At 69.6% G+C, this 21,995-nt stretch carries 6 protein-coding genes; 5 read left to right on the top strand and 1 reads right to left on the bottom strand.

All coding sequences use genetic code 11. The features are described 5' to 3' along the window. Window positions 1–23: 23 nt before the first annotated feature. Entirely contained in the window at window positions 24–959 is a 936-nt protein-coding gene (locus tag P3H15_RS19500) for a methionyl-tRNA formyltransferase (RefSeq protein ID WP_072947926.1), read from the bottom strand. 110 nt (window positions 960–1,069) lie between these two features. On the opposite strand from P3H15_RS19500, the gene P3H15_RS19495 reads away from it, so the two are divergent. The 5 genes from P3H15_RS19495 (at window position 1,070) to P3H15_RS19475 (ending at window position 21,971) form a co-directional block, all read left to right on the top strand. Further along, window positions 1,070–1,873, top strand: a complete 804-nt coding sequence (locus P3H15_RS19495) for an alpha/beta fold hydrolase (protein ID WP_015888572.1) — start codon at window positions 1,070–1,072, stop codon at window positions 1,871–1,873. A 79-nt stretch (window positions 1,874–1,952) separates the two neighbouring features. Next, on the top strand, window positions 1,953–3,152 hold the full coding sequence (locus P3H15_RS19490; protein WP_276138757.1) for a sensor domain-containing diguanylate cyclase: 1,200 nt from the start codon (window positions 1,953–1,955) through the stop codon (window positions 3,150–3,152). A 307-nt stretch (window positions 3,153–3,459) separates the two neighbouring features. Then, window positions 3,460–20,214 (top strand): non-ribosomal peptide synthetase, encoded by a 16,755-nt coding sequence (locus tag P3H15_RS19485; protein ID WP_276138756.1) that lies wholly within the window; start codon window positions 3,460–3,462, stop codon window positions 20,212–20,214. Window positions 20,215–20,376: 162 nt separating this feature from the next. Then, entirely contained in the window at window positions 20,377–21,723 is a 1,347-nt protein-coding gene (locus P3H15_RS19480; RefSeq protein WP_276138755.1) for a lysine N(6)-hydroxylase/L-ornithine N(5)-oxygenase family protein, read from the top strand. Further along, window positions 21,720–21,971 carry an MbtH family protein gene (locus P3H15_RS19475; RefSeq protein ID WP_005244517.1) on the top strand — a complete coding sequence of 84 codons (252 nt, stop codon included), beginning with the start codon at window positions 21,720–21,722 and terminating at the stop codon, window positions 21,969–21,971. The genes P3H15_RS19480 and P3H15_RS19475 overlap by 4 nt, the downstream gene beginning before the upstream one ends. The last annotated feature ends 24 nt before the right edge of the window (window positions 21,972–21,995 follow it).

Here is a 21,995-nt window from a genome sequence, read left to right as displayed (position 1 = left end):
ACTACCAGAAAGGCGCACGGGCGTCAGCTGAGGTAGCCGCCGCCGTGGGGGAAGAAGTCGGTCCCGGCGAGTTCGGTGCCGTCGTCGAGGCGGACGCGCTGGATCTTCAGACCCTTGTTCTGTCCGGTGCGGGCGTCGGGTCCGGCGACGATGACCATTCCGTCGCCTTCGTGGATGAAGACACGCCCGGGCGTTCCACCGTAATTTCCCTCGGATACGGCGGCCTTCAGAACCCGGACACGCTGACCCTTGAAATGGGTGAAGGCGTTCGGGTACGGGTCGGACTGCGCGCGGACGAGCCGTTCGATGGCGTCGGCGGGCCACGTCCAGTCGATGAGGCTGTCCTCGGGGGCACGCTTGTGGAAGAACGTGGCCTGCGAGCGGTCCTGCGGCGTCCAGTCCGTGCGACCGGACTCGATCAGTGCGAGCGCGTCGAGGGTGATCGGGCCGATCATGTCGACGGTGCGGTGGAACAGATCGGTGACGGTGTCCGTCGGCCCGACCCGCGTCGACCTCTGCAAAACGATGTCGCCGGCGTCGAGTTCCTCGTCCATCAGGTGCGCGGTGAGGCCGACTTCTTCCTCGCCGTTGATGAGCGCCCAGATGAGCGGGGAGAATCCTGTGTACTTGGGCAGGAGCGAATCGTGAATATTGAGGGTGCCGTAGCGGGGAGAGTCGAAGACGTCCCGCGGCAGCCACGTGCGCCAGTTGTTGGCGACGACGATGTCCGGGTCGGCCTGCTTCAGGGCGGCCTTGAAGTTCTCGTCCGGCTTGGTGGCGATGTGCACGGGCACCCCGTGTTCGGTGGCCAGGTCGGCGACGGAGTCCGCCCACATCTGTTCGTAGACGTGATCGCTCTTGGGGTGGGTGATCGCGAGGACGACCTCATGGTCGGACTGGAGCAGGGCCTGCAGGGTACGGTGACCCCAGGTTTGATATCCGAGTGTGGCGACTCTCAACGCGGTCCTCCTGGACGAGCTTGTCGGTCAGCGCCGCTTTTGAGCGGCGACGAAGCCAGCTTAGGCTATCCAATCTATGTCGGTGAGACCGCCCAGGGAAGGAAGGCAAGATGACGATCGCCACGATCAATGGGATCCCCCTGAATTACCAGGTCAAGGGATCCGGCGATTTAGTGGTGCTCATCATGGGAACCGGAAGCCCGGGACGGGTATGGGATCTGCATCAGACCCCCGCGCTCGTCGACGCCGGCTACCGCGTCTGCACGTTCGACAACCGGGGCATCGCGCCGTCCGGTGAGAGCGTCGACGGGATCACCATGGACGACCTCGTCGCGGACACCGCGGGACTGATCGAGCACCTCGGCGGCGGACCGGCCCGTGTCGTCGGCACCTCGATGGGTGCCCGTGTCGCGCAGGAACTGGCCCTGTCCCGCCCCGATCTCGTGCTCAAGGCGGCCTTCCTCGCCGGTCACGCCCGCATGGACTACTTCCAGCAGACCCTCACCGAGGGTGAGCGCGCCCTCCACGACAGCGGGGTCGAACTCCCCGCCAAGTACCGGGCCGCGGTGACCGCCGTGATGAACCTGTCGCCCGCGTCGCTCGTCGACCCGCACACGGCCCGCGACTGGCTCGACCTGTTCGAGTTCAGCGGCGGCCGGACGTCGGACGGCGTGCGTGCCCAGATGGAGATGGACCGCAGCTTCGACCGCAGGCAGGCCTACCGGGCGATCACGGCGCCGTGCCTGTCCGTCGGTTTCGCCGACGACAGGATGATTCCGCCGTACCTCTCGCGTGAGGTGGCCGAGGCGATCCCGTCGGCCCGGTACTACGAGATCCCCGACGTGGGGCACTACGGCTACCTCGAACAGCCCGAAGTGGTCAACAAGGTACTGCTCGAGTTCCTCGCCAACTGACCGGTGGCTGCCGCCACCGTTGTGAGTAGGGTGGATCTTCGAGTGGCTGGGGGGCGATCACGGTGACGGCGAGGATCTGATGGCGTTGGGCATTCCGCGCCTCGGGGTGGGCATCGTCCGGTACGACGTCGCGAACGGCACCTTGTGGTGGGACGAGAAGGCCGCCGCCATCTTCGGGGACGACGGTTCCCTGCCGCCGCTCGAATTGTGGCGGGAGCGCGTCCATTCCGAGGACATCGGCACGGTGCGCCGCATGTTCGCGGACACCGCCGGCTCGGTCGGCGCGGAATGCGTGTTCCGCATCGTGCTGACGGATCGGTCGACCCGGTACATCCTCACCCGCAGCATCGACGTCACCACCGATGCGTCCGGGGCTCCCGTCGAGTTGACGGGGGTCGTCATCGAACTCGGACACGTCGCCGGCCGGGACGCCCAGCTCGCGTCGCTGCTCGACCGGGTGGGCCTGGGGTTCATGGCGTTCGACGGGGACCTTCGGATCATCTACGTCAACTCCGTCTGCCTGCGGCACGTACGACGGTCGCGGGAGGAGTTGCTCGGCCGCGTCGTCACCGAGGTTCTCCCCGAAACGCAGGGCAGCTACTTCGACGCGCTGTGCCGCAAGGTTCTCGCCACCGGGACGCAGCAGCAGACCCGGGTGGATTCGTTGTATCGGCCCGGGGCGACGATCGAGGTGACCGCCGCGGCCGACGCCGGCGCGCTGGTCGTGCATTTCCGGGACGTCACCGCGGAAGTCACCGCCCAGAAGCAGGCGGAGGAGGCGCATGCGCTGCTTCTGCACGAGGCCACGCACGACAGTCTCACCGGGCTGCTCAATCGTGCGGCCATCACGGAGCATCTGCAGCGCCTGTTCGAGCCCGGCGTGGGTCCGGCGGTCGCGCTGTTCCTCGACGTGGACGGGTTCAAGGAGGTCAACGACACCCGGGGCCATCGCGTCGGCGATTCCATCCTGCAGGCGGTGTCCGAGCATCTGCGGCACGCGATGCGGACGCCGTCCGCGGTGGGCAGACTCGGCGGCGACGAGTTCGTCGCGATCCTTCCGGACGTCGACGAACTGGACGTCGACGACGTGGTCGACCGGATGCTCGCCTCGATCACGTCGCCGATCGACGTCGGCGACGAACTGCTCGTCGTGACGATCAGTGTGGGGATGGCGCGCAGTACGTCGGCTCGCACGGTCGACGAGTTGCTCCATCACGCCGATATCGCCCTCTACGCCGCCAAGCGTCGTGGTGGGAACACCGCGGTCTGGCACGAATAGGTTTGCCGGGCCGCTGCGGTTGCTGGACGGCTGCTCTCGGGAACCGACACCGCCGGGGCCTCCTCAGTGAACGAACGCACGGTATGTTTATGAGGCAAAACCCGACGTAGTGACCGCTTTGGCGGGGGGAATTCTGTTGGCAGTGCGGGGGACACGCGGTCTGGGAGATTGAACCGACATTGCCGCCGTGATAATCATCGCCTGTGAACTTGCTGGCAGCCGGCTTGTTGCTGGTGGGTAGCCTAACCTAAACTTCCTCGGGTGCCCGTCGTTGGACGGGCGCTCTCGACGGACGATCGGATCACCCATGTCTCCGGACCACTCGGCGGCTGCTCGCCTTCAGCACCTTTCGGCTGAGAGCGCTTCTTCCTCGGTCGGCGCCAGTTCGACGCCTGTCGCGTTGCCGGTGACGGCCGCGCAGTCCGAGGTGTGGGTCGGGCAGCAGCTGAACCCGGGCAGCCCGGTCTACAACCTCTCGCTCGTCGTGGAGGTCGCGGGCCCGATCGATCTGGACCGGACGGCCGCGGCGATCCGGAAGACCGTCGAACGGGCCGACGCCCTGCACGTGCGCTTCGAGCGCGGTGAAGGCAACGAACTGCTCCAGGTGCCGACAGCGCCCGGCGCGTGGACCCTGAGCGTCGTCGACCTGCGCCGCGAAGAGGATCCCGAAGCGAGCGCGCGCGCGTGGATGGACCGCGACATGGAGACGGTCGTCGACATCGAGGGCGACGAACCGCTGTTCCGGCACGCCCTGCTGCGCATCGGGGACGAGTCGGTGATCTGGTACCAGCGCTACCACCACAGCCTCATCGACGGCTACGGCATCACCCTGCTCGTGGCGGACGTCGTCGATCGATACGACCATCCGGAACTCGAGGCGTCCACGGCGCCGTGGCCGCTCGACTCCCTCGTGGCGTCCGATCGCGACTACCGCGCCTCGGAGCGTTTCGAATCCGACCGCGACTTCTGGATCCGGCAGGTCGTCGACGCGCCGGAACCACCCCGCCTGCTCCCGCAGGTCGTCGACCACTCCGGGACGCCGATCTCCGCCCTCGTCGAGATCGACGGGGACGACGCCGACGCGCTCTACGCCTTCGCCTCCGATGCCGGGATCCGGCGCACCCGGCTGCCGCTCGCCGCGGTCGTGGCATACATCCACCGGCTCACAGGCCGCCGCGACCTCACGTTGTCGCTGCCGATGACGGCGCGGGTCGGGCGCGAACTGCGCCGCATCCCGGGGATGTGCTCGACGATCCTGCCGCTCCGGGTGCAGGTGGATCCCGAGATGACGGTGGGTGAGCTCGCCACCCGCATCGACACGACGCTGATCTCGGTGCTGCGGCACGGGCGTTACCGCGGTGAGGACCTCGCCCGCGAACTGCGGTCGATCGACCCGGACCGCCAGATCTTCGGTCCCGGAATCAATTCCATGATGTTCGAGCATTCGCTGACGTTCGGCGGATTCCCGGCGTGGGTGCGCGGTTCGGCGACCGGACCGGTCCGCGACCTGGACTTCTCGATCCGCGGTGGGCAGGATTCGGAGCCCATCCAGATCGACCTCCGGGCCCCGGCCGGTCTCGGGGCCGAGCTCGAGGAGCACCGCCGTCGGCTCGAGCACTTCGTCGGGCAGATCGTCGCCGACCCGGCGCAACCCATCGCGTCGCTCGATCCGATGACCGCGGCCGAGCGCCGGCAGTTGCTGGTGGAGTTCAACGACACGGCGTCCCCGCAGGAATCGGTGACGGTGCCCGAACTGTTCCACGCCCAGGTGTCGCGGACACCGGATGCCGAGGCTCTGATCGCCGGCGACGTCCGGCTCACCTACCGGGAGCTCGGAGAGCGGGTGGCGCAGCTGTCCCGGCACCTCCTCGAGCGCGGTGTCGGGTCGGAAACCGTTGTGGCGATCGGCCTTCCGCGCTCCGCGGAAATGGTGATCGGACTGCTCGCCGTCATGTGCTCGGGTGGGGCGTTCGTGCCCCTGGACCCGTCGTGGCCGGAGGACCGCCGGACGTCGGTGCTCGCCGACGCCGGGGCCGCCCTCGTCCTCACCGGCCCCGGCGGGGTCACCGACGCGGGGGAGCGGGCCGTTCCCGTCGACCTCGCGGCGTGGGCGCACTCCGGGCAGCCGACCGCACCGCCCGCGGTGACCGTGCAGGGTGCGCGGCTGGCGTACGTCATCTTCACGTCGGGTTCGACGGGCAGGCCCAAGGGGGCCATGATCCGGCACGAGGCCGTCTGCGCGCGACTGCTGTGGCAGCGCGACGAGATCCTGGGATTCGGACGTTCGGACGCGTCGCTGTTCAAGGCGCCGCTGTCTTTCGACATCTCCGTGAACGAGATCCTGCTGCCGCTGGTGGCGGGTGGCAGGCTGGTGGTGGCCGAGCCCGGCGGGGAACGGGACCCGCAGTATCTCCTGGACCTGATCGCGCGCGAGTCGGTGACGTTCGTCTACCTCGTGTCGTCGATGCTGGACGTGCTGCTCGACCTGTCCCGGGGCACGGACCGGATGTCGGCGCTGAAGCACGTGTGGTGCGGCGGTGAGGTTCTCACACCCCGGCTGTTCGAGAGGTTCCGAGCGCAACTCGCCATCACGATGTACCACGGTTACGGTCCGGCGGAGGCGACGATCGGGGTGTCGCACGTGATCTACCGGGAGGACGCCGCGCGGATCGCGACGTCGATCGGGCGCCCGAACCCCAACACCCAGCTGTACGTGCTGGACGAGAACCTGAACCCGGTGCCGGTCGGCACCGGCGGTGAACTGTACGCAGGCGGATTCCTTCTCGGGCGCGGCTATGTGGACGCACCGGAGCTGACGGCGTCCCGCTTCGTCGCCAACCCGTTCGCGAACGACGGTTCCCGGCTGTATCGGACCGGCGACCTCGCCCGGTGGGCGCCGGACGGCACCCTCGACTTCCTCGGCCGCGCCGACAACCAGGTGAAGATCCGGGGCATGCGGCTCGAACTCGAGGACGTCGAGGCGGGCATCGTGTCGCACCCCGCAGTCCGGCACAGCGCCGTCGTCGTGCGGGAAACACCCGCGGGTGCACAGTATCTCGCGGCCTACGTCGTGGCGAAGCAGGATTCGGTGCCGGACGTCGCCGAGCTGCGGGTCTGGGCGTCGTCGAAGCTGCCGGAGTACATGGTGCCATCTGCGTTCGTCGTCCTCGACCGGTTCCCGCTCACCCCCAACGGAAAACTGGACCGGCGAGCACTGCCCGAGCCGGACCTCGGCGCGGCCGGTGAGAACGTCGCGCCCCGCACCGCCGCCGAGGAAACCCTGGTTGCGCTGATGGCAGGTGTCCTCGGGGTGGACTCGGTCGGCGTCACCGACGACTTCTTCGCGTTGGGCGGCGACAGCATCGTCGCGATCCAGCTGGTCAACCACGCTCGGCGGGAAGGGCTTTCGATCAGCCCGCGGGAGATCTTCCAGCTCCGCACCGCCGAGGCGCTCGCCCTGGCGCAGGACGGCCGGACCGCGGCCGCCGTGGATTCCGACGACGTCGCAATCGGTGACGTCCGCGGCACCCCCATCCTCGCGCGCACCGCCGAGAGGGGCGGCGAGATCGCCGCGTTCCACCAGTCGGTGCTGGTGCAGACTCCGGCAGCCCTCGACGAACCTGCCGCGCGGGCGGCCCTGGCGGCGGTGCTCGAGCGGCACGACGCCCTGCGCGCGACGCTGGTCCGTGGTAACCACTGGACACTCTCCGTGCCGGAACCGTCCCCGGCGGCGGTCGACGGAATCCTCCGGGTCGTCGAATTCGACGGCAGCGCCGAACAACTCGACAGCGAGACCCGCGCGGCCGTCGCACGGCTCGACCCGGACGCGGGCACGATGCTGCAGGGGGTCCTCTTCTCCGCCGCCGAGGGGTCCGGCCGGTTGCTGCTGATCGGGCACCACCTCGTGGTCGACGGGGTGTCCTGGCGCATCATCCTCGAAGACCTCGCCCGCGCGGGCACCGCCGCGGCGGCCGGAGGCGTCCCCGAACTGCCCCCGGTCGGGACGTCGCTGCGCCGCTGGTCCGAACTGCTCGACGAGCACACGAAGTCGGGCGCGTTCGACCACGAACTGCGGTTCTGGGCGGACGTCGCGGCCACCCCCGACGCGCTCCTCGGCTCGCGTGCGCTCGACCCGGCCCTCGACCTCGCCGGTCACGCCGAAACCCTCACGGTGACACTGCCTGCGGAGTTCACCGGGCCGTTGCTGTCCACCGTGCCCGCAGCGTTCCACGGCCACGTCAACGACGCACTTCTCACCGGTGCCGCGGTGGCGCTGCGGAGGTGGCGGGACGGCGAACCCGGCCCCGTGCTCCTCGACGTCGAAGGGCACGGACGCGAGGAAGACCTCGTGCGCCGCACCGACGGACCCGCCCTCGACCTCTCCCGCACCGTCGGCTGGTTCACCACCGTCTACCCGGTGGCGCTCGACCCCGGTGCGGCCGCGGACGAGGCGGGACTCGCCGACGCACTCAAGGCGGTGAAGGACCAGTTGCGCCGCATCCCGGGTTCCGGGTTCGGCTACGGCGCGCTGCGCTACCTCGGCGTGCCGAAACCGGAACTCGCGCACGCACCGACGCCCCAGGTGCTGTTCAACTACCTCGGACGGGTGACGTCCGGCGCCGGCGCCGATTGGCTGCCGCGGGCGATGGGCGGCGCCGACGACCCGCGGATGCCGCTCGGACATGCCCTCGCGTTCGACGTGATCGCCGAGGACGGCGCCGACGGTCCGGTGCTGCGTACGACGCTGACGTGGGCTCCCGGTGTGCTCACCCGCGACGCCGTCCGGGCCCTCGCCGACGAGTGGACAGCGGTGCTGCGGGTGCTCGCCGGGGTCGACCGCCTCGGCGGTCACACGCCGTCGGACTTCCCGCTCGTCTCGCTGACTCAGCCGGACGTGGACGCGCTGGCGGGAGCGGCCGACGTGCTGCCGCTGACACCGCTGCAGGAGGGCATCTACTTCCAGTCGGCGTTCGAAGACACCGGTGCGGACCCGTACGTGGTGCAGCAGGTGATCGAACTGACCGGGCCCGTCGACGCGGCGGCGCTGCACCGCGGACTGCAGACCGTCGTCGACCGGCACGCGGCCCTGCGCGTCGGGGTGCGGGCGGTATCGGACGGCCGGGTGGTCCAGGTGGTCGGCGACGACGTCCGGGTGCCGATGGAGGTGCTCGATCTCACCGGCGTCGCAGATCCGGCGCCGCGCGTGGAAGAGGTGCTGGCGGCGGACCGGGCGCGGGGCTTCGACTTCGCCCGCGGTCCCCTGCTGCGGTACACGCTCGCCCGGGTCGAACCCGGGGCGAGCGAAGCGACGGGGGATGTGCCGCAGAAGTTCCTTCTGCTGCAGTCGATTCATCACATCGTCGCCGACGGCTGGTCGGTGCCGGTGATGTTGCGGGAACTGATGGCGTTGTACAGCGTCGAGGGGACGCCGCAGGCGCTGCCGACGCCGACGCCCTACCGGAACTACCTCGAATGGCTGGGGGCGCGGGACCGTCAAGCGTCGCTCGCGGTGTGGCGGGAGGCGCTCGCAGACGCCCCCGAACCGGTGGAACTACCGACCCCCGCACTGAAGGGGGAGTCCGGGATCCGCAGTGTCCGGGTGGCTCTGCCGTCGGAAGACACCGCCGCCCTCACCGCGGTGGGCCGGGCCCGCGGACTGACGCTCAGCACGCTGGTGCACGGCACGTGGGGCCTGGTCCTCGGCCGCCTCACCGGCCGCGAGGACGTGCTGTTCGGTTCGACCGTGTCGGGCCGCGGCGGCGACCTGCCCGGCATCGAGACCATGGTCGGTCTGTTCATCAACACCGTTCCCACCCGGCTGCGGTACCGGGCCGCCGACACGGTGGCCGGGACCCTCGCCCGGTGGCAGCACGAGCAGTCGACGCTGCTCGACCACCAGTACCTCGGACTGGCCGAGCTGCGCCGGGAAGCGGGACTGCAGAACCTGTTCGAAACGCTGGTCGTGTTCGAGAACTATCCGCTCGGCGACGGCGCGGTCGCGGATCCCTCCGGTGCGGTGCAGTTGACCGGCATCCGTTTCGACGAGCATCCGCCGTACGCGATGACGCTGATCGTGGTGCCCGGTGACGCGCTGACGCTCGAGTTGAAGTACGACGCCGCCCGTATCGATGCGACGACCGCGACCCGGTTCGCGGAGTCGACGATCGCCTATCTCGCCGAGCTGACGCGCGACGTCGACCAGACCGTGTCCGCCGTCCCGCTGGCGCCGCGTGAGCCGATCGAGGCGGCACTGCGCGACGTCGAGGTGGAGTTCCCCGACACGACGGTGACGGCCCTGCTCGAGGAGCAGGCCGGGCGCACACCGGACGCGGTGGCCGTCGTGTTCGAGGACGACCACCTCACGTACGCGGAACTGCACGCGCGCGCCAACCGCCTCGCCCGGCTGCTCGTCGAGCGTGGGGTGGCACCCGAGTCGAAGGTCGCGGTGGCACTGCCGCGTTCGCTGGATCTGATGGTGGCGCTGCTCGCGGTCGGGAAGGCGGGCGGCGCGTACGTTCCGCTCGACACCGGGTACCCCGCGGACCGGCTGGCGTACATGCTGGCCGACGCACAGCCGGTGTGCGTGCTCACCGACGGCACCGTGACGTTCGCCGGGTCCGGAGTCCCGGAGGTCCGGGTGTCCGACGCCGACCGGTACTCGCCCGAGCCGCTGACCGGTGTCCCGCTCGCACCGCGGCACCCGGCCTACGTGATCTACACGTCGGGCTCGACGGGGCGGCCCAAGGGGGTCGTCGTGCCGCACGCCGGCATCGTCAACCGCCTGCTGTGGGTCCAGCGGTTCCGTCCGATCACCGCTTCGGACAACGTGTTCCAGAAGACACCGTCCAGCTTCGACGTGTCGGTGCTGGAATTCTTCGGACCACTCCTCGCCGGGGCGACGCTCGTGCTCGCCCGGCCGGACGGTCACAAGGACCCGGCCTACCTCGCCGACGTCATCGTGCGGCAGGTGATCACGCGCGTGCACTTCGTCCCCTCGATGCTCGAGGTGTTCCTCGCCGAGCCGGCCGCCGCCCGGTGCACCGGTCTGCGGATCATCTCCTGCAGCGGTGAGGCGCTGCCCGTGGCGTCCGCGCGGCGCGTCGCCGAACTCCTGCCCGGGGTGGAACTCGACAACCTCTACGGCCCCACCGAGGCGTCGGTCGACGTCAGCTACGCCGCGTCCGTCCAGGGAATCGACGCGGCCGCGACGTCCGTGCCGATCGGCCTGCCGACGTCCAACACCGGACTCTACGTGCTCGACCGGTACCTGCAGCCTGTGCCCGCGGGCGCCGCCGGTGAGCTCTATCTGTCCGGGCCGCAGCTGGCCCGCGGCTACCTGGGCAGGCCCGGGTTGAGCGCCGAACGCTTCGTCGCCGACCCGTTCTCCCGCACCGGGGCCCGCATGTACCGCACCGGTGACGTCGCACGGGTCGACGCGGACGGTGCCGTCGAGTACCTCGGCCGGATCGACGATCAGGTGAAGCTGCGCGGCTTCCGGATCGAACTGGGGGAGATCGAAGCCCAGATGGCCGCCTGCCCCGGCGTGCGGCAGGCCGCCGCCGTCGTGCGCTCGGACGCGCCCGGCCGGCAACAGCTGGTCGGGTACGTCGTCGGTGACGCCGACCTCGACGACGTCCGTGCGCGCCTGGCCTCGGCGCTGCCGGAGTTCATGGTGCCCGTCGCGTTCGTGAACGTGGCGGAATTCCCGCTTGGCCCCAGCGGCAAGCTGAACCGCAAAGCCCTTCCCGCGCCGGACTTCTCCACGCACACGACTTCGGGGCAGGCGAGCTCCGCGCCGGTCGTGGAGAGCGGCTCCGCGGCTGTGCTCGCCGGCCACTACGCCGAGGTCCTCGGTCTCGGGGCGGTCGGGGTGGACGACGACTTCTTCGCGCTCGGCGGAGACAGCATCCTCGCCATCCGCCTGGTGAATCTCGCTCGCCGGGAGGGGATCACCGTCACCCCGCGGCAGATCTTCGAACAGCGGACACCGGCCGCGCTCGCGCGACTGGTCGAGGCCACGGCCGTCCCGCAGACCCCGCGGGTGGAGGAGTCGGGCACCGGCGTCCTGCTGCCCCTGCCCGTCGTCCACCGGCTGTCCGAGTGGAGTGGCGGCAAGAACCGCTTCAACCAGGCCGTCCTGCTGCACACACCGGCCGGCACCACCAGTGCCGTCCTGGCTGCCGCCCTGAATTCGGTGATCGCTCACCACGACGGCCTGCGGCAGACGCTCACCCGGCACGCTCCGGGCGTGTGGTCGCTCGAGATCGCCGCCACCGCCGAGGTGGCACTGCGCCGCGTCGACGTCACCGGACTCGACGCCGACGCGCTGCGCGAGACGGTGGCAGCCGAATCCGACGCCGCGACCGACCGGTTGAACCCCGACGACGGCACCATGATCTCGGCGGTGTGGTTCGACGCAGGCCCGCAGGAACTGGGCAGGCTCTTGCTCGTCGCGCACCACCTGGTGATCGACGGGGTGTCGTGGCGGACCCTGATCGAGGACCTCGCCATGGCGTGGGTGGCCGCCGACAGCGGCGAGAACGCGGCACTCGACCCGGTGCCCACATCGCTGCGCGGATTCGCCCGCATCGTCACCGAACAGGCGCAGGAACCGGCCCGCCTGGCCGAACTCGACCACTGGCTGCGGGTCACCGAACCCGGCGCCGACCTGGTGCCCGGCACCGAGGGACACGCCGTGGTGAGCAGCGGCGCCCGGCGGACGGTCCGCCTGGACCGGCAACTCACGACGGCCGTGCTGACCACCGTGCCCGCCGTCGTCGGCGCGGACGTCACCGACGTGCTGCTCGCGGCGCTGCGACTGTCGGCAGACCGCTGGCTCGCCGAGCGCGGACGCGAGAACGACCTGCTGGTCGACCTCGAGCGGCACGGGCGCGAAGAACTCGCCGAGGGCGTGGACCTCTCCCGCACGGTCGGCTGGCTCACCAACGTCACCCCTGTCCGGTTGCGCAGCAGGACGGGCGCACTCGACACACTCAAGGACGTCAAGGAACAGTTGCGCGGGGCGCCCGACGGCGGCATCGGCTACGGCATGCTCCGGTACGTCAACGCGCGCACCGCCGGTCTCCTCGCGGCGCGGTCCGAATCGCAGGTGCTGTTCAACTACCTGGGCCGTATGCCGCACGCCGCGCCCGGGCCCTGGACTCCCGCGGTCGAATCCGACTCCCTGGCAACCGATCCCGATGCCGATCTCGGCGGCCCCTACCGTCTGGTGATCAACGCGGTGTGCGAGGAATCCGCGGAGGGCACCGAACTGCAGGCCGTGTTCGCCTGGTCGGAGGCCGACCTGAGCGAGGCCGACACCGTCGCGTTGAGCGACGGCTGGGTGGCCGCACTTCGTGAACTCGCCGACGTCGCCGCCGAACACGACGGACCGGCGATGCTCACGCCGTCCGACCTGCCGCTCATGAACCTGACGCAGGACGAGATCGACCGGATCGCCCTGGCGAGCCCGAGCGGGATCGACACGGTGCTGCCACTGTCGCCGCTGCAGGAGGGCCTGTACTTCCAGGCCGGGTTCGACTCCGGCAACGACATCTACACGGCACAGTTCTCCCTCGACTTCGAGCACCGCCTCGACACCGCTCGGCTCGCCGCCGCGCTGCGGACCCTGCAACGCCGCAACCCCACGCTGCGAGCGGGATTCGTCAGTGCTGGCCTGCCCGCGCCGGTGCAGTTCTTCGGCACCGGACTGGACGTGCCCGTCGCCGAGTTCGACCTGCGCGAACTCGGCGAGGCCGAACGCGACTCCTACGCCGCACAATTGACGGCGCAGGACCGGCTGACACCGTTCGACCTGACCGCCCCGCCGCTGTGGCGGGCCATGGTGTTGCGACTCGGCGATTCCCACGACCGACTGGTGATCAACCGGCAGTTCCTGCTGTGGGACGGATGGTCCAACGGTCTCGTCGTCAGTCAGCTGCTCGCCCTGTACGAATCGGGCGGTGACGACTCCGGGTTCGCCGCCCCGGAAGGGTCCTTCGAGGACTACCTGCGGTGGCTGGCAACCCGGGACGCGGACGCAGCGCAGTCGGCGTGGACCGACGCCCTCGCCGGGCTCGACGAGCCGACGCTGCTGGCCGCGACGATCACCGGGGAACCGGAGCCACCGCAGCGCCGCGACGCCGTGCTGCCGGTGGACCTGAGCGAACGGCTCCGGGCCGGTGCCCGCGGCGCCGGTGTCACGTTCAACGCGGTACTGAACGCCGCGCTGGCCGTCGTCCTCGGAATCGAGACGGGACGCCGCGACCTCGTGTTCGGCACCACCGTGGCCGGACGGCCACCGGAGGTCCCGGGTATCGACGCGGTGACGGGCATGTTCCTCAACACCGTCCCCGTCCGGACGACACTGCGCGCCGACGAGACCGTCGCCGACCTGCTGCGGCGAATCCAGTCCGAGCGGTTGGCGCTGACCCCGTACGACTACCTCGGGCTCGCCTCCATCCAGCGGGTCTCCGAGCACCGGCAACTGTTCGACGTGCTCTACGTGCTGCAGAACTTCGTGGACGAGAAGCAGGTGTCGGCGCTCAACGCGGCGCACGACATCAGCGGCGGCGACAGCATCGACCACACGCACTACCCGGTCACGGTCGTCGTGACACCCGGCGCGAGCGTGAAGGTGAAATTCGAGTTCCACCCGGAGAAGATCTCGGCGTCGCGGGTCGAACGCATGCTGTCGCGGTATGTGACCGTGCTCGAGGAGTGGTCCACGGACCTGTCGGGCATGGTCGGCGGAATCGCCGGTGCCGCAACACCCGTGCCGATCCAGCCGAAAGCCCTGCCCGACAGAACCATCGCCGACCTGTTCGCCGACGCGGCGCTCGTCCGTCCCGACGAGACGGCCCTCGTGTTCGGGGACCGCGCCGTGAGCTACGCCGAACTCGACGCCGACGTGAACCGGATGGCCCGGCTGCTGCTGGGCCGCGGCGCGGGACCGGAACGGATCGTCGCGCTCGCACTGCCGCGGACGGTGGAGATGGTGGTGGCGCTGTTCGCGGTTCTGCGCACCGGATCCGCGTACCTGCCGCTCGAACTGGACCATCCGGCCGAGCGCCTCGTCGCGATGCTCGACGACGCCCGGCCGACGGTCCTGGTCACCACGTCGGACGTCGCGGGGACGCTCGCCGCGGCCACCGTCGACACGCTGGCCGTCGACACTCTCGACTTCGGCGCGGTCGCGTCCGCACCGCTGTCGGAGGCCGAACTCGGCGGGTTCGCGCCCGGAACCCCGGGGCGCCTGGACCATCCGGCGTACGTCATCTACACGTCGGGGTCCACCGGGAAGCCGAAGGGCGTCGTCACCCCGTACCGCGGCCTGACCAACATGCAGTTCAACCACCGGGAGGCGATCTTCGAGCCCGTCGTCGCCGCGGCGGGCGGCAGGCGACTCCGCATCGCCCACACCGTGTCGTTCGCGTTCGACATGTCGTGGGAGGAACTGCTGTGGCTGGTGGAGGGCCACGAGGTCCACATCTGCGACGAGAACCTGCGGCGTGACGCCGAGGCGCTCGTGGCCTACTGCGACACCCACGAGATCGACGTCGTCAACGTGACACCGACGTACGCGCAGCACCTGATCGAGGAGGGTCTGCTCGACGACGGCCCGGGACGGCACCGGCCGCCGCTGGTGCTTCTCGGCGGCGAAGCGGTGTCGGATTCGGTGTGGAACCGGTTGCGCGACACGGACGGAACGTGCGGGTACAACCTGTACGGTCCCACCGAGTACACCATCAACACGCTCGGTGCCGGCACCGCCGACAGCGCGACGCCCACCGTCGGCACACCGATCTGGAACACGTCCGCGTACGTGCTGGACGCCTGGCTGCGCCCCGTTCCCGACGGCGTTCCCGGTGAGCTGTACATCTCCGGGGTCGGGTTGGCCCGCGGCTACCTCGACCGGTTCGCGTTGACGGCGGAGCGTTTCGTCGCCGACCCGTTCCGCGAATCCGTACGTATGTATCGGACCGGCGACCTCGTCCGCCGGCGTGACGACGGGAACCTCGACTTCCTGGGCCGCACGGACGATCAGGTGAAGATCCGCGGTCACCGGGTGGAACTCGGCGAAATCGCCTCGGCGCTCGAAGCGCTGGACGGCGTGCGCCAGGCGGCGGTCGTCGTCGACTCGGGGCCGGGCGGATTCAAGCGGCTCGTCGGGTACGTAGTACCCGTGAGTACTTGTCAACCGCCGGACGTTAACAAGTACTCACAGGCGCTGCGCGCAACGTTGCCGGACTACATGGTGCCCGCCGCGATCATCGAGGTCGACCGGCTGCCGATGACGGTCAACGGCAAACTCGACGTCAAGGCGCTGCCGTCCGCGGACGACGTGCTCGGCCGCAGCGGCGGTGCGCGCACCGAACCCCGCACCGACACCGAACGGGTGCTGTCCGAACTGTTCGGCGAGGTCCTCGGCGTTCCCGCGCCCGGGGTCGACGACGACTTCTTCGACCTCGGCGGTCACTCGCTGCTCGCCACCAGGCTGATCAGCCGGGCACGGGCCGCGCTCGACACCGACCTCACCATGCGCGACCTGTTCGAGGCGCCGACGGTGGCCGAACTCGCCACCCGGATCGGCGACGACACCGCGTCGACGCGTCCGGTGCTGGCGGCCAGGCCACGGCCCGAGCATCTTCCGCTCTCCGCTGCGCAGCAACGTCTCTGGCTCCTGCAACAGATGGAAGGGGCGTCGGCCGCTTACAACTTCCCGATCGTCCTGCGACTGCGGGACGCACTCGACCCGGCGGTGTTCGCACAGGCGCTGACCGACGTGGTGTCGCGGCACGAGTCGCTGCGCACCGTGTTCGGCGAGCACGACGGGGAACCCGTGCAGGTGATCCTGGACGACGTCCGCCCCGACGTCGCGGTGGTGGACGGCACCGAGGCCGACCTGGTCCGGCTCGTCACCGAGACCGTCGGCCGGCCGTTCGACCTGGCCACCGAGATCCCGGTGCGCGCGAGCCTCATCCGCGTCGGCGACGAGCAGGTGCTCGCGATCGTGCTGCACCACATCGCCACCGACGAGTGGTCGGACCGTCCGTTCCTGCGGGACCTGATGACGGCGTACGCCGCTCGCGCGCAGGGTTCGGCACCGGGCTGGGAGCCGCTGGCCGTGCAGTACGCCGACTACACGCTGTGGCAGCGCGACGTCCTGGGTGACCCGCAGGAGAAGTCAAGCCTCGTCAGCCGTCAACTCGACTACTGGGCGAAGACCCTCGACGGGGCGCCGGAGGAGTTGGTGCTCCCCGCCGACCGCACCCGTCCGGCGCGGCCCAGCTTCGCGGGCGGCGCCATCGAGACGACGCTCGACGCCGCGACGACGCGGGCGCTGCGTTCGCTCGCGCGGACGTCGGGAACCAGCATGTTCATGGTGCTGCACGCGGCGTCGGCGGCGTTGCTGCACCGTCTCGGCGCGGGCGACGATCTGCCGATCGGGGTACCGGTCGCCGGCCGCAGCGAACAGGGCCTGGACGACCTGATCGGGTTCTTCGTCAACACCGTGGTGCTGCGGACGGACGTGTCGGGCAACCCCACGTTCGAGCAGTTGCTGGCACGGGTCCGCGACACCGACCTGGCGGCCTTCGCGCACTCGGACGTCCCCTTCGAAACCGTTGTGGAGAAGGTGAATCCGGCGCGGACCCTGGCCCGGAACCCGCTGTTCCAGGTGATGGTCGGCTACCACAGCCGGACGTCCGATTCGGCGCAGGCAGCCGGATCGGCCCTCACCCCGGTGGTGTTCGAGGAACGCACGGCCAAGTTCGACCTGGTGTTCAACTTCACCGAATACCTCGACGACGAACGGGTCGAACTGCGCCTCGAATACGGTTCGGACCTGTTCGACAGGGCCACCGCGGAGAAGATCGCGCGCAGGCAGGTCGAGGTGCTCGGCGCCGTCGCGTCCGACTCGGGGCGCGCCGTCGGCGACCTCGACGTGTTCCTCGGCGAGGAACGTGAACTGGTGGTGCACGGGTTCAACGACACCGCACAGCCGGTGGCGGAGGAGACGTTCTACGAGGCGTTCGCGCGCCACGTCGCCGCGACCCCCGACGCCGTGGCCGTCGTCGACGCCGCGGGCGAGGTGACGTACGCGGAGCTGAGTGCCCGCGCCGACCGGATCGCCGCGCTGCTGCATCGCCGCGGTGTCTCGGCCGAAGGCGTTGTGGGTCTGGCGGTCCCGCGGTCTGCGCAGATGGTGGCGGTCGTGCTCGGGGTGCTGAAGCTCGGGGCGGCGTACCTGCCGCTCGACCTGAACCACCCGTCCGACCGCATCTCCTACATGCTCGCCGACTCCGCGGCGCGGGTGCTGGTGACCACGGTGGGGGAGAGCCCACGCATCGCGGAGGCCGACGGCCTCGTTCGCGTTCTCCTCGACGACGAGTCCGTCGTCGCGGAGCTCGAGGCCGGTTTCGACGGACCGGTGCCGCAGCCCCCGCGGGGCCTGGACCACGCCGCGTACGTCATCTACACGTCGGGCTCCACCGGTAAACCGAAGGGCGCGATCCTCACGCACGACGGGATCCCGAGCCTCGTCGCCACCGCCGAACAGCGGATGAAACTGATCCCGGGCTCGGTGGTGATGCAGTTCGCGTCGATCGGATTCGACGTGGCGGTCTTCGAGTTGTCGATGGCGCTCTGCACCGGTTCCCGCCTGGTGATCGTGCCCGACGAGTCCCGCGTCGCCGGACCGGAACTCACCGATTTCATGGCCGCGCATTCGGTGACGCACGCGATCATTCCGCCGTCCCTGCTGGCGGCGCTGCCGTCCGGATGCGACGTCCCCGAGGGATGCACCGTGCTGGTGGGCACGGAGACCGTGCCGCCGGAACTGATCGGACGGTGGGCGGAACGGCTCAACCTGCTGGCCGCCTACGGTCTCACCGAGGCCACCGTCAACAACACACTGTGGCAGGCGCAGCCCGGGTGGAACTCCGCTGTGCCGATCGGCATCCCGGACCCCAACGAACAGGCGTACGTCCTCGACGACCGCCTGCAGCCGGTGCCGCCGGGGGTGGCGGGCGAGTTGTACATCGCCGGCCGCGGACTGGCCCGCGGATATCTCGGCAGGCCCGACCTCACGTCGGTCCGGTTCGTGCCCAGCCCCTTCGGCGACGCGGGCACCCGCATGTACCGGACCGGTGACCGGGCGCGCTGGCGGGCCGACGGCAACATCGACTTCCTCGGACGCGTCGACGACCAGGTGAAGATCCGTGGGTTCCGCATCGAACTCGGCGAGATCATCGCGGCCCTGGGAAGCCATCCGGCGGTCAAGCAGTCGGCGGTCGTCGCCGATCGGTCCGGCGACATCGTCCGCCTCGTCGGCTACGTCACCCCGGCCGACGGGCTCGGGGCCGGGCAGATCGATCCGCGGGCGGTGCGGGAACACGCCGCCGCGCGCTTGCCCGACTACATGGTGCCGACCCTCGTGGTCGTGCTGGACGGCGAACTTCCGTTGACCCCCAACGGGAAACTCGACCGCAAGGCGCTGCCGCTGCCGGACTGGTCGGCCCTGACCGGGGACGGCACCCCGCAGACGCCGGAGCAGAAGGAGATCGCCGACCTGTTCGCCGAGATCCTGCACCTGCCGTCGGTGGGCATCCACGACAACTTCTTCGACCTCGGCGGTAACTCCATGGCGTCGATGCGGCTGGTGGGCCGGATCCGTGGGCGGTTCGCCGTCGACATCGGCATCCGGGACGTGTTCGACAGTTCCACGGTGGCCGAACTCTCCGCGATCGTCGCGGCGGCCGCGTCCACGGGCAGGCCGGTGCTGACGGCGTCGGACCCCCGGCCCGAGACCCTTCCGCTGTCCGGGCCGCAACGCCGGTTCTGGAAGCAGTTCCGGGCGGCCGGCGCCGACGCGCGCGCCAGTCACGCACTGTCGCTGCAGCTTCGCGACACCGTCGACCCCGAGATCCTCGCGCGGGCTCTCGACGACGTCACGTCGCGGCACGAACCGCTGCGCACCGTGTATGTGGAGGTCGGGGACACCGTGTTCGCTCAGGAGGCGGTGCGGCCCGCCCTCGAACTCGTCGACGTCGGGGACGGGGACGTGCACCGCACGGTCTTCGAGTTGGCGCAGGCCCCCCTCGACCTCACCGAACACGCACCGCTGCGGGTGCATCTGGTGACCGGTGCCGACGGCACCCAGGCGCTGCTCCTCGCGATGCACTACATCGCCGTCGACGAATGGTCCGTGGTGCCGTTGCTCGGTGACCTGATGGGCGCATACGCCGCCCGCTCACACGGCGGCGAACCCGAATGGGAACCGCTGCCCGTCGGATACGCCGACTACGTGGTGTGGTCGCAGGCACTCGCCGGCGATCCCGGGGACCCGGACAGCCGCCGGTCCCGTCAGCTCGCGTACTGGCACGAGACGCTGGACGGAATGCCGTCCCGGCTCGAACTTCCCGCCCCGGGCGTTCGCGGACCGCGGACGGCGGAGATCGTGCCGGTCGAGATCGACGCGGAACTGCACAGTGCGGTCGCGAAGTTCGCGAGCGACACGGGCACCAGCCTGTTCATGGTGTTGCAGGCGGCGCTCGCGACCGTGCTGACCCGCCACGGCGCCGGCACGGACATCCCGCTCGGGTCGCTCGTCGCGGGACGCACCGAGGAGACGCTGGACGCGCTGGTCGGCTGCTTCTTCAATATCGTTCTGCTGAGAACGGATACGAGTGGTGATCCCGATCCCGTGGAGTTGCTGCAGCGTATCCGCGCTGCGAATCTCGACGCGCTGGACAACCAGGACGTGGCATTCGCCGACGTGGTGGAGGCGCTCGGCGACACGCCGGTGCTTCGTCCGCAGGTCATGATCGTTCATCACGAGCAGGCCCGGCTCGGTCACCTCGACGCGCTGGGCGGCTTCATGCCGGTGCCGGTGGGTGTGCCGGATTCGGATCTGACGCTGAGCTTCTACGAGCCGATCGGCGGCGGACCCGTCCACGCATATTTCTCCTTCTCCTCGGATGTGCTGGATGCCGAGGAGGTCCGTGGCTGGGCGTCGGAGTTGTCGGCGCTGGTCACCGCATGGGCGGACGGTGCCCGATGATCAGGAGTGATCTAGATCGCAGTGCCGGGGCGGACTTCGCCGCCTCGGGGGCCGGAAGTACTTGGTACTGTGCTCGAAATAAGGATAGGCTTCACTATCTTGCCGGAAGACAGACGGCGGCTGGGTCGGGTGCGGCGCGGCGTCGAGGACGGACAACGAGCTATGAGTGAATCGCCGGAAACGGTCGGTACAGATCTCCCGGTGCGAGATGTCGTGGGTGTCGGATTCGGTCCCGCCAACCTCGCACTGGCCATTGCCATCGAGGAACACAACGCGGAGTGCCCCCCGCGCGAGCGGATCAGCGCGCAATTCTTCGAGAAGCAGGATCGATTCGGGTGGCATCCCGGAATGCTGCTCGACGGCGCGACCATGCAGATCGCGTTTCCCAAGGACCTGGTGACGTTCCGGAATCCGCGCAGCGCATTCACCTTCTTCAATTACCTCTTCGATCAGGGTCGCCTCGTCGACTTCGTCAATCACCAGACGTTCTTCCCGACTCGTCACGAGTTCCACGACTACCTGCAGTGGGCGGCGCGCCGAGTGGACGCCGACGTGCGGTACGGCACCGCGGTGGAGACGGTACGCGGAATCCGCGGCGACGACGGGGTGATCGACCGATTCGAGGTCCGTGCCGCCGACGGCAGCGCGGTGATCGCACGCAACGTCGTGGTCGGCGCGGGTCTGCGGGAACGAATCCCCGAGTGGGCCAATCCCTCTGCGCGGTGCTTCCACAACCATCAATTCCTGTTCCGGCTCGGCGAGATGCCGGCCCCGGTTCACCAGCGGTTCGTCGTCCTCGGAGCGGGCCAGAGCGCCGCCGAGATCGTCCAGTACCTGCACGGAAACTACCCCGAAGCCGAAGTCCACAGCGTCTTCTCGCGTTACGGCTACAGCCCGGCCGACGACAGTCCGTACGCCAACCGCATCTTCGATCCGGAGGCCGTGGACGACCTGCACGGCGCCCCGGAGGAGGAGCGTCTGCGATTGCTGGATGTCCATAGGAGTACTAACTATTCGGTGGTCGACATCGAGCTCATCAACGAGCTCTACGCGACCGAGTACCAGGAACGCGTGCGCGGGCGCCGCCGGCTGTTCATGCGCCGCGCGTCGGAGATCATTGCCGTCGACGAGACTTCGGACGGAATCGAGGTGGCGGTGCGCAGCGGTGTGGACGGCCTCACCGACACTCTTGCTTGCGACGCACTGATTCTGGCCACCGGTTTCACCCCGGCTCCCCTCGAGCCGCTGCTCGGCGAACTGGCGCCGAAAACCCACCCGCCGCGGGAAGTCGGCCGAGATTACCGATTGGCGGTTTCGCCGGACGTCACAGCGGGAATCTATCTGCAGGGCGGCACGGAGAAAACGCACGGAATCACGTCGTCGCTCTTGTCGAACGTTGCCGTGCGGGCGGGAGAGATCGTTACATCTGTCGTAACAAGGCGTGGCCGCAACGGCACGCTTGCTAGTGTGAACGCACAGGACACGTATGCGACAAGCGAGGCGAGATGAGCACCAATCCGTTCGATGACGAAGAAGGCCGCTTCTACGTGCTGGTGAACGACGAGGACCAGCACTCACTGTGGCCCACGTTCTCTGAGGTGCCGGCAGGCTGGCGCGTGGTTTTCGGCGAGGAAAGCCGGGCAGCCTGCCTCGAGTACGTGGAGAAGAACTGGACCGACATGCGGCCGAAGAGCCTGCGTGAGGCCATGGAGGCCGACGAGAAGTCGGGCGGACGGCACAGCGTCGACAAGAGCTGACCTCCTCGTCGCCCGCGATTCGGC

It is taken from the genome of Rhodococcus sp. T2V (assembly GCF_029269925.1).
Taxonomy (GTDB): Bacteria; Actinomycetota; Actinomycetes; order Mycobacteriales; family Mycobacteriaceae; genus Rhodococcus_F; species Rhodococcus_F koreensis.
The sequence above is the reverse complement of the archived record's forward strand: the minus strand, read 5'-3'. Positions and strand labels throughout refer to the sequence as shown.

Bases quoted from the DNA above. Each gene is read 5' to 3' on its own strand.
- P3H15_RS19495 (WP_015888572.1), top strand. From the start codon at position 1,070: ATGACGATCGCCACGATCAATGGGATCCCCCTGAATTACCAGGTCAAG.
- P3H15_RS19490 (WP_276138757.1), top strand. From the start codon at position 1,953: ATGGCGTTGGGCATTCCGCGCCTCGGGGTGGGCATCGTCCGGTACGAC.
- P3H15_RS19485 (WP_276138756.1), top strand. From the start codon at position 3,460: ATGTCTCCGGACCACTCGGCGGCTGCTCGCCTTCAGCACCTTTCGGCT.
- P3H15_RS19480 (WP_276138755.1), top strand. From the start codon at position 20,377: ATGAGTGAATCGCCGGAAACGGTCGGTACAGATCTCCCGGTGCGAGAT.
- P3H15_RS19475 (WP_005244517.1), top strand. From the start codon at position 21,720: ATGAGCACCAATCCGTTCGATGACGAAGAAGGCCGCTTCTACGTGCTG.